General features: G+C 58.8%; 8 protein-coding genes. 2 read left to right on the top strand and 6 right to left on the bottom strand.

Going from position 1 to position 10,271, the window contains the following annotated elements:
• Positions 1 to 41 precede the first annotated feature (41 nt).
• The gene (lpdA, locus tag CGA21_RS00900; protein WP_188263354.1) at positions 42 to 1,442 is read left to right on the top strand and encodes a dihydrolipoyl dehydrogenase; all 1,401 of its coding nucleotides are present in this window, start codon (positions 42 to 44) and stop codon (positions 1,440 to 1,442) included.
• Between the two features lie 109 nt (positions 1,443 to 1,551).
• Here the strand turns inward: lpdA and CGA21_RS00895 are convergent, their stop codons facing one another.
• Positions 1,552 to 2,025, bottom strand: a complete 474-nt coding sequence (locus CGA21_RS00895) for an Lrp/AsnC family transcriptional regulator (protein WP_188263353.1) — start codon at positions 2,023 to 2,025, stop codon at positions 1,552 to 1,554.
• A 145-nt stretch (positions 2,026 to 2,170) separates the two neighbouring features.
• On the opposite strand from CGA21_RS00895, the gene CGA21_RS00890 reads away from it, so the two are divergent.
• Positions 2,171 to 2,800, top strand: coding sequence for a LysE family translocator (locus CGA21_RS00890; protein ID WP_110748333.1), 630 nt, complete (start codon positions 2,171 to 2,173; stop codon positions 2,798 to 2,800).
• A gap of 3 nt (positions 2,801 to 2,803) precedes the next feature.
• On the opposite strand, the gene CGA21_RS00885 is transcribed toward CGA21_RS00890, so the two are convergent.
• From CGA21_RS00885 to CGA21_RS00865, 5 genes are all read right to left on the bottom strand, one after another.
• Positions 2,804 to 4,933 (bottom strand): hypothetical protein, encoded by a 2,130-nt coding sequence (locus tag CGA21_RS00885; RefSeq protein ID WP_188263352.1) that lies wholly within the window; start codon positions 4,931 to 4,933, stop codon positions 2,804 to 2,806.
• Positions 4,920 to 6,116 carry a DUF3142 domain-containing protein gene (locus CGA21_RS00880; RefSeq protein WP_188263351.1) on the bottom strand — a complete coding sequence of 399 codons (1,197 nt, stop codon included), beginning with the start codon at positions 6,114 to 6,116 and terminating at the stop codon, positions 4,920 to 4,922. Before CGA21_RS00880 ends, CGA21_RS00885 begins: the two co-directional genes overlap by 14 nt.
• 110 nt (positions 6,117 to 6,226) lie before the next feature.
• On the bottom strand, positions 6,227 to 8,257 hold the full coding sequence (locus tag CGA21_RS00875) for a pyridoxamine 5'-phosphate oxidase family protein (protein ID WP_110748342.1): 2,031 nt from the start codon (positions 8,255 to 8,257) through the stop codon (positions 6,227 to 6,229).
• 63 nt (positions 8,258 to 8,320) lie between these two features.
• Entirely contained in the window at positions 8,321 to 8,947 is a 627-nt protein-coding gene (locus tag CGA21_RS00870) for a glutathione S-transferase family protein (RefSeq protein WP_110748344.1), read from the bottom strand.
• A 131-nt stretch (positions 8,948 to 9,078) separates the two neighbouring features.
• Positions 9,079 to 9,981, bottom strand: a complete 903-nt coding sequence (locus CGA21_RS00865; protein ID WP_110748347.1) for a LysR family transcriptional regulator — start codon at positions 9,979 to 9,981, stop codon at positions 9,079 to 9,081.
• Positions 9,982 to 10,271: the final 290 nt, after the last annotated feature.

Genomic DNA, 10,271 nt, shown 5'->3' with positions numbered 1-10,271 from the left:
TTTTACCCCTCCCCGTCCGCTTTCAATCCAGGAGTACTTCCATGAGCACCTATGACGTCGTGATACTCGGTGGTGGCCCCGGTGGCTATAACGCAGCGATTCGAGCAGGCCAACTGGGATTGAAGGCGGCGTGCGTAGAAGGACGCGCTACGCTCGGCGGCACCTGCCTGAACGTCGGTTGCATGCCGTCCAAGGCATTGCTGCACGCCTCGGAGCTTTACGATGCAGCCATGGGAGCGGAATTCGCCAACCTTGGGATCGAGGTCAAACCCACGCTCAACCTCGCCCAGATGATGAAACAAAAAGATGAAAGCGTGACCGGGCTGACCAAAGGCATCGAGTTTCTCTTCCGCAAAAACAAGGTCGACTGGATCAAGGGTTGGGGCCACATCGACGGGCCGGGCAAAGTCACCGTGACGGATAACGCCGGCGGCAAGACCGAACTGGTCGGCAAAGACATCATTATCGCCACCGGTTCCGAACCCACTCCCCTGCCTGGGGTGGACATTGATAACCAACGCATCCTCGATTCCACCGGCGCACTGTCACTCACAGAAGTGCCGAAGCACCTGGTGGTGATCGGCGCCGGGGTGATTGGGCTGGAGCTGGGCTCCGTCTGGCGGCGCTTGGGGGCCCAAGTGACCGTGGTCGAGTACCTGGACCGGATCTGTCCGGGTGTGGACGGTGAAGCAGGAAAAACCCTGCAACGCTCACTGAGCAAACAGGGCATCAGTTTCAAATTGAGTTCAAAAGTGACCAGCGCCACGACGACCGCAACCGGCGTGCAGCTCAGCGTCGAACCCGCCGCAGGTGGAGCAGCCGAGTCGCTGGAGGCCGATTACGTGCTGGTGGCGATCGGACGTCGGCCTTATACCCAAGGTCTGGGATTGGAGAACGTCGGCCTCGCCACCGATAAACGCGGCATGCTCGCCAACAAGGGGCACCGTACCGAAGCTGCGGGCGTCTGGGTGATTGGCGACGTCACCTCCGGACCGATGCTTGCCCACAAGGCTGAAGACGAAGCCATGGCCTGCGTCGAACAGATCGTCGGCAAGGCGGGAGAGGTCAATTACGATCTGATCCCCAATGTGATCTACACCAAGCCGGAGCTGGCCAGCGTCGGCAAGACCGAAGAACAGTTGAAGGCCGAAGGTCGCGCATTCAAGGTCGGCAAATTTCCGTTTACCGCCAACAGCCGGGCGAAGATCAATCATGAGACCGAAGGATTCGCCAAGGTACTGGCCGATGAGCGTACCGACGAAATCCTCGGTGTGCATCTCGTAGGGCCAAGCGTCAGTGAAATGATTGGCGAATATTGCGTGGCCATGGAGTTCAGCGCATCCGCCGAAGACATTGCCCTGACCTGCCATCCACACCCGACCCGATCCGAAGCCTTGCGCCAGGCTGCGATGAATGTGGAGGGGATGGCGACGCAGATGTAAGCCTCCAGATTTTTGGTGGCTGGGCCTTCGCTTCGCCAGCAGGGTCGCTCCCACATTGGAATGCATTCGTATGTGGGAGCGAGCCTGCTCGCGAAGAAGTCTCCTCGGTCTACAGCGGCAAATGCCCCAACGGCAATGCTCCCGGTGTCTTCACCGTGTGGATGGCAAAGTTGCTGCGGATATCGCTCACCCCTGGCAGCTTCAACAAACACCCCGTGAGAAACCGGTCGTAGGCGCGTAAATCCGGTACCACCACTTGCAACAGAAAGTCCGATTCCCCAGATACCAGAAACGCCGAAATCACCTCCGGCAATGCTGTCACGGCCAAGCGAAAAGTTTCGGCCTGCTCATCGTTATGGCGCTCGACTTTTACTCCGACGAATACGGTCAGGCCTAGCCCGACTTCATCGCGATCCAGATTGGCCTGATAACCACGAATCACTCCGGCCTCTTCAAGCATCCGTACCCGGCGCAAACATGGCGAAGCGGACAGACCGATTTCTTCAGCTAATTGCACATTACTCAGCCGACCATCCCGTTGCAGCGCGGCAAGAATCTTGCGGTCGTAGGCATCCAGTTTCATCACTTGGCATATTCCGCTGGTTGAACTGTGATTTGTTGGCAGGTTATGCCAAATCATCCAGCTTTAGAAGCAAACTACGCAAGCACATGCCCTGCTCCCTGGCTCTAGACTGGCACCACTGAATCGACAACGACAGGGGTGCGACATGGCGGGACTCGGGCTATTTTTCATGGCGCTGGCGGTGGTCTATCTGCTGCCCGGCCCCGATATGATCCTGCTGCTGCAAACCGGTGCCCGCCACGGCAAAGGCGCAGCGTTGGCCACGGCCGTCGGCTTGGCAATCGCACGCGGTTGTCATGTAGTGCTGGCGGCGTTGGGATTGGCGGCATTGTTCAAGGCGGCTCCCTGGACATTCGACGCGGTGCGCCTGGTCGGGGCTGCTTATCTGCTGTGGATCGGCATTCAATGCCTGCGCACGACGATGCTGCCATCCCTGGACGACCCAGGTACAACAGATGAAAAAACACGCTGGAGCGAAGCGATCCGCCGCGGTTTACTGACCAATCTGCTTAACCCCAAGGCGCTGCTGTTCTGCTCGGTATTGCTGCCGCAGTTCATCAATCCACTCAATGGACCGGTACTCGCGCAATTTGCGGTCCTGGGCCTGGTGTTGGTCGGCGTCGGTTTGCTGTTCGATAGCGCCTATGCGTTAACCGGTGCCGCACTGGGTCGTTGGTTGCAACGCAGCCCCAGCTTCCAGCGCGTTCAACAATGGCTGTTCGGCAGCCTGTTGATCGGTTTCGCCGTGCGGCTGACCTTTGTTCAACAGGCTTGAACCTTATTGCACTTTGCGGCGACGGCGCTTGACCTGCACCAGCGCCACCGCCACGACCAACAACACGCCTCCCATCTGCAGAGCTGTCTTGTACGGTCGCAGGGCCGAGCGGGCAGCATCGGTGGCCTGGGTGACATAGCGCTTGTCTGCACTTTCAAAGTCGGGATACGGGCATTGATGCCCAAAATCCGCCGCCCACTCCACGAATGGTCCCTCTTTGACATATCGCTGGTAGAGCGCACTTTGTTCTTCAAGGCTGCTGTTCCAGCCGGCCGCTTCACACAGCACAGCGGCGAACGCCTGGCTGGTGTGCGGCAGATTGTCGGCAGCTCGGCGGGCCAGTGCCGTTGCCACGAATCGATAGTGGTAACGCTGATCGGGTTGGGCGGCGCTGGCTTGCTGACGCTTCACTTCGTCCTCGGCTACCAGCGGCCCGACCTTGAGTTCAGCACTCTCAAGGCTGAAGTTGCCTCCGAACGTGGCGTAGTCTGGCGCCATTTCATAACTGAGAATGTCCATCCCCCATTCACGTGCGGTCCAGGCGGCATTGAACAGTGCCGCGGCGCGTCGCGTCGGCCACCATGCCGAATCCGCCGCCATACGTTGCTGGCCGTACAGCCTGGCTTTGTGGCGCAAGCCATCGTTATCGAAATAAGCCGGCGCTTGCTCGTAGTGTCCTTCGCGCAACAAACGCCGCCCAAGCAGATTGCGCAGGCTCGCCGCCACCGGCAGGGGCACGTAGTTGTCCACATCGTGCTGGCTGAGGGGTGGCGGTGCCGGTACCTGAGTATCGACGTAATGCTTGAGCTCATCCAACGTCAGTACACGCTCGGCAACAGTGGCCGCGTCCAACCAATAGACGCCTTGGCTGCGGTACAACTGGTCGAACGCCTGCAGATAATCCCCGCGTTGCAGGGCCAGGATCGCGCTTTCGCCTTCGACCCGGCATTTGGGTTGCAGCGTTTCGAAATCGTAATCCGGCGTTCTCCGATCGCCCCACGATTCATTCTGCGGGAAAGCCTTGGCGGCCTTCGCATACGCTGCAGCCGCCGCCGTTTTATCGCCATCGCGCACCGCCAGTTTGGCCCGAAGCCACCAGGCCAGACCGCCGTCACCAGCGCGCTCAAGAAAGGCTTTGGCGCTGTTGAAATCACCCTGTTGATAATTCACCGCGGCCAGGCGGTCCGCATTGTCGAGGCTGCCGCGCGTACTGCTCTGCAACAGCTTGATCAGTTTTTGCTCATTCGGTGGTTGATCACCGAATGACCAACCCAGCCGGCTGATCAAGGCGGCGGTCACCAATTGCTGCACAGGCTTGCCCTTGAGCAACCCGGCCAACTGATCCTCGGGCATCGAAGCCAGTTCAGCCATCAACAGCTTCAATGAGGTGTAACCCACTGCCGAACCCTGAAGGTTCTGCGTCGCATAAAGTTCGATGGCGCCGTTCCAGTCACCTGCCGCCCGGGCCACGCGAGCCTCTTCACCAAGACTGGCGACGCCCAGTTCCAGTGGGTCGCTGAAGCCGTCGATGCTCAGTTGGCGGGTTTGTTCGTAGGCCTTGCGCGATTGTTCCAGCAGGTTGGGGGCGGCATCGGCCTGCGAACTCATGGCGAACAACGCCCGTCCCAGCGAGTAGGCAGCCCAGGTACTGCGCAATGCCCGTTGATCGGCGGGCAGCGCCAGCACCTTGCGGAAGTATTCGGCGGCCAGCGTTTGATCGCCGGCGTTGAACGCCACCGCGCCCGCCAGATACAACTTGAGCTCGGCGGGAAGGTTCGCACCCTGTACTTCAACCTGCCGGGCATCGGCCAGCCCACGCAGCTGTTTCACCTGTGCCTGCTGTTCATGGGACAAACCAACCTGCTCGGCTTGATCCCGCTGTTCAACATGAGCGGAGGCTTCTCCATAGGCTGCGCCAGGGACAAGGGTGGCGTCCGTAGCAGGCTTGAGACCGGCAATCGCATGACTGAGGCGGCTCACCTCGAAACTGAAATTGCCCTCCGGCAATTCCGCCAGGGATTGACCTCGATTGTCCAGCAACCGCATGGGGAAATCCGGCCCGCACGCCATGGCTGCCAACGGCAGGCCAAGGCTCAGACAAAGCAAGTGACGAGGCCAGTTACGGGTGAACATTCCAAGCTCCTTGATCAATGATTGCGCAGCGTGCCCAACCGATGGCGCGCTGTCCGCCAGCCGCTATCCGGCCGTCGCGCAGGCGGGTGAAGGTAAGCAGGTTCGGCTCTTGTTGCAACGTATAACCGGCCAGCGCATCGGCCCCCTCACAACCCTGTACCGCCAGCGTCACGCGCTCGGGCCAGGCATTGTCGAGGTTGCCCTCATTGCTGATACCAATGTCATAGAGGCCTTCGTGCTCCGAAAGATTCAGTGCCAGATGACTCTCAAGAACATCACCACGCGACACGGCGCGCAAGGTCGTCAGGCTCCAGGCTCGACGGTCGTTGGCCAAAGGCAGCCGAAACCAGATCAGACCGGTCAGATGAGCCGGCGGATCTGCGCGCAACCGCGCAGCAAGCTTGCTCAGTTGCAGTGGATCAGCCAATAACTCCCGGCGCTCGCCGTTACGTTCAATGGCTACTTCGCTTTCCACGAGGGGAGCGCCACCGACACTCGGCAACAACGCGACGCCATACGCCGGCAGGGCCAGGAAAAAGGGTTTCGAGGTGATTCGGCTCCAGGCCATTGCCCATTGGCTAGCGAGATCTGAGTCGAACAAGCCGCGCCGGGGATCGTTGACAGCATGAACCTGTAACACGCTGCTATCGACAGTGGATAACAACGCAGGCAACTCTGGACTGTCGAGCCATGCCGGCAATGCAGTGATACTTAAGGACATGGGCGATGGCACCGCAGAACGCAGATGCGCCAGAAACTCGCGATAGGCGGGCAACCGAGCGTTGCCCGCATCGTGGTCGATTTCCACCCCGGCGAGTGTCAGCCCCTGCCCCTGCCAGTCGCTGATCAAGCGCTGGATCCGCTCCATGACCTCCTCCTGATCCAGCGACTGCAACTGGCCATCCAGGCGAACCACCGCAATCAAGGGCCGGCCATCGCGCTTGAGCAGCTCAGGATCAATCCGCGTACGACTCCAACCTGCCTTAGGGAAAGCCTGTAGCGCCAGCACCCGCAAGGTGGAAAAGTCGGCGCGACTCTCCCGCAATGCAGCGTCATGCGCCGGGGTCCATTGGCGTTGCCACACATAGAGTTGCTGATCGAGTGGCGGAGCATCGTGCTGCTCGCAACCACCCAGCAGCGCGAGCGCCGTTAGCGAGACGATCACGCGAGTGAGAAAACCCATGAAAAAACGCCTTTCCCTGAAATGCACAAAGGGCCTTCTCGGCCCTTTTTCGTACTACCTACCCTACCCAGCCAACGACCGTCGGGCAATGGCTCCCGCGAGTTGATCCCCTAAAGGTCCAGGACCAAAGGCTGCGTGCCTTGAGCCGGAACTGCGCAACAAATCAGCACCTGACCTTCATCCGGTTCCTCCGCTGGCGGCTGTGGATAATTGACCTGGCCGCTGATCAGACGAGTCTTACAAGTGCCGCAGGAGCCCCCACGACAACTGAATTCCGGGTGCAATCCGCGGCTCTCCGCTAGCTCCAACAGACTGCCGCCATCCGGTTGCCAGCGAGCCTCCTTCGCTGAGCGCTGGAACACCACCGGCACCGAGGTGGTAGCCGCTGGCGGTTGCTCGATGACGATGGCATCGGGGTCAGGTCGACGACGCAATGTCGAGGGTCCGAAAGTTTCGGCATGAATCCGTGAGTCGCGAATATCCAGTTCGCGCAGGGCGTCATACATCGCCTGGGTAAAGCTGCCGGGACCACAAAGGACAAAATCCAGCTGATCGTAGTCCTCGACCTCGAGCAATTCCGAGAGCCGAGCGACATCGATTCGCCCAGTCACATCGAAGTCCTCGCCCTCCCGTGCCTCCGGCTCCGGCTGACTGAGCAGACGCACTACCCTGATCGCGTCACCGGCATGATCGAGCAAGCGATCCACCTCGGGACGAAACGGCTGATCGGCCAGGGTGCGCGAACTCTGGAAGAACCAGGTCGGCCGGATGTGTCGAGTGCGCAAGCCTTGATAAACCACCTCACGCAGCATCGACAGCAGTGGCGTAATACCCACTCCAGCGGCCAACAACACCAGCGGCCGACGTTCATGGGGCGCAACGGTGAAATGCCCCTGGGGGGCCCTTGCCTCCAACAAGTCACCGACGCGAACCTGGTCATGCAGGTGCGAAGACACCCGACCGTCACGTTTCACACTGATTCGGAAAAAGTCATCCGATGGCGCACTCGACAGGCTGTAGGTGCGGATATGGGTTTCACCATCAATGTTGAAGCGCAGCGGTAGATGTTGCCCGGCTTGAAACAGCGGCAACCCGGCGTCGTCGGCTGGCTCCATATAGATCGAACGGATGTGTTGGCTCTCCGCTTCGATCCGCACTACCCGCAGTGGCCGCCATTTATCGCCCAAGGTCTTGGCTTGCAAGCGCGCCTTGGCCTGCTCCCACGTTCCCGTCAGCAAGCTGGTTGGCGAAACACCGTCAAATCGCCAGCGCAAACCGAGGGCGGCTGGACGACGCACAACGTGTTCCACGTGGAACATCCACAAACGTTCAGCACCTTGAAATGCCTCTACCTGAGGGCCTTCAAGAATGATTTCGGTGCGCCCACTTAGCTGCAGCAGATCACCGGAATTGAAATCAATGAACAGCAAACCGGCTTTTGGATTGACCCGCAGATTGCCCAAGGTATTGAAAAACAAGTTGCCAGCAAAGTCCGGGATGGTCAGGCAGTCCCCTTCCACCCGGACGAAACCCGCCTGACCGCCACGGTGGGAAACGTCCACCGACCGTACGCCATCAACATCAACGTAACTGGCGACGAAAAAGGTGTCCGCCTCAGCAATCATCGCTTTAGCCGCATCATCCAGTTCATTGAATTGCTGCGCGGGACGTGTTGCCGGATCCGCCAGGGGCACCGATCGGAACTGCCTCAGTTGAATGTACTGCGGGCAGTTTCCATAGGACTGATCCACCGTCACAGCAAATTCGCTCGCGGTCATTGCGCTGATATGGCCATTAATACGATTGCGACGCCGGGTATGCAGTTCAATGCCCAGCAGGCCGATCGCCGAACCCGCGCCCAATTGCGCAGGATCATCAACAGCCGGCAAGCTGCTAAATTGCAATAAACCTGGATCGGGGGAATGTACGAAACCCGGTTGACCTTCAAGCACACTGGCCCAGGGACGACCGTCAGCATCAACCGCGCCATACAACATGAACGGAAGTTGCTGATAGAAGGTGCGGTGTTGATCCGGCATCTGATCGCGAATCACCCTGCGCCCGAGTACGTCCATTCGCTCGCTCACACCGAGATGAGCCTGCAACTCTTTTTCGCCAGCATGCCACGGTGAATAGTCCATTGCGGCTTCTCCCCTGCGCCATCGGCACAGCGTGAAGGGCCCGACAAAAGTCGGGCGAAAATATCAGGCAGTTTTTTGCAGGCCGGCGACAGTGCGCGGCATGCCGATAAAACCGGGCAAGGCTTCGACCCTCGCCAACCAGCCGCGGATATTGGCGTAGTCGTCCAGCGAGACATTGCCTTCCGGTGCATGGGCGATGTAACTGTAGGCAGCCACGTCGGCGATGGTCGGTTCGCTGCCGGTAAGGAAAGCTGTGTTGGCCAGTTCCTGATCGATCACCTTGAGCACGCTATGAGCGTAAGGAATCACTTCATCAGGATTGTACGGTGCACCAAATACTGTGATCAGCCTTGCCCTGGCGGGCCCGAAGGCGATTGGCCCGGCAGCAACCGACAACCAGCGCTGCACTTTGGCGGCACCGACCGGATCATCTGGCAGCCAGCGACCTTTACCGTATTTTTTCGCCAGGTAGACCAGAATCGCATTGGAATCCGCCAGCACCACACCTTGATCGTCGAGCACCGGCACTTGGCCAAAAGCGTTGATGGCCAGGAACTCCGGCTTTTTATGCTCGCCCTTAGCCAGGTCGACGAAGACCAGCTCGGTCGGCAGTTGCAGCAGCGAAAGCATCAGTTCCACGCGATGCGCGTGGCCGGAACGTGGAAAGTTGTAGAGTTTGATGGCTTGCATGGTCGACTCCGCTGGGCAGTGGCGCTGTGAGGGGAAAGATCAGCACCGATGGCAGCCATCTTCTACCAGTCACCAAAACAACAGAATAACCAGCAAACGCAATTAATTATTTCATCCAGAGAAATAAATCATCAGGCCCGCAAAGCAGGATGCTCGCGGAGGGCCTTCACCGTAAAGTCGACAAAACTACGGACCCGCGTCGCAGCCTTACGCCCGCCTTGATAAAGCACATGGATGGGCAAAGGCGGCATTTCGAAATCCGCGAGTACAATTTCAAGCTCACCTGCCGCCACTTTGCTCGCCGACTGATAGGACAGAATCCGGGTATAACCCAGTCCAAGCCCGGCCGCCGTGATTGCTGCTTGATTCGCCGTTACTGTCAGACGCGGTTCTACCCGGACACTCAGGGGCTCGCCACGCTCGAGAAAGGGCCAGTGCTTCAACTGTCCAATCGCGGACGTCGCAATAATCGGCGCCTGAGCCAGCTCTTGTGGATGTCTTGGCCGACCATGGATACCCAGAAATTGCGGCGATGCACAGATCACTCGCCGCACTTCGCCCACCCGAATCGCATGCTGGTTGCTGTCAGGCAACTCACCGATGCGGATGGCCACATCCACACCTTCCTCGACGATACTCACCACCCGGTCCACCAGCAGCGAATTGATCGTCACGTCAGGAAATTGCGTGAGAAAATTCACCATCAATGGAGTGACGAACAACTCACCGAACAAAACCGGCGCCGTGATCGTCAGTTGCCCACGGGGCTGGACGTGACTACCCGCCGCGGAATCCTCGGCTTCCTGCACTTCAGCCAGAATTCTCCGACAGTCTTCCAGATAACGCTGCCCTGCCTCGCTCAAATAAACACTGCGCGTAGTGCGCGTGAGCAACTGCGTGCCAATGCGCTTCTCCAACGCCGCCACCGCCCGGGTGACGCTGGCGGCCGACAGCCCCAAACGCCGTGCCGCTGCGGAAAAACCCTGGTCCTGGGCGACGGCGGCAAACACCTGCATTTCCTGGAAGCGGTCCATGGGCGTGTCCTTGATTCAGATAAAAAAATCGCAACCAAGTGGCTGCGATTTTTTAAGGTGTTTTTTCCTAAATAACTAGGTGACAAAAAGCCCTAATTTCATTGGCTGAAACCGCTCTATATTTCTTGGTTTGTCGAAAAAAAGAAAGTTACAAAATTGGGTAATGTCGAATTTCTTAAAAAATCTTTTCCTAAAAAAGCAAGTGACAAAAACTGCCAGCACCAGTAAAGCTGGCGAGATTCTTTTCCTTGAAGGCGCGGAGGACGTGGATCGTGTTAGGTGCCTGTTGC

It is taken from the genome of Pseudomonas sp. PSB11, from assembly GCF_014596605.1.
Classification (GTDB): Bacteria; Pseudomonadota; Gammaproteobacteria; order Pseudomonadales; family Pseudomonadaceae; genus Aquipseudomonas; species Aquipseudomonas umsongensis.
The sequence above is the reverse complement of the archived record's forward strand: the minus strand, read 5'-3'. Positions and strand labels throughout refer to the sequence as shown.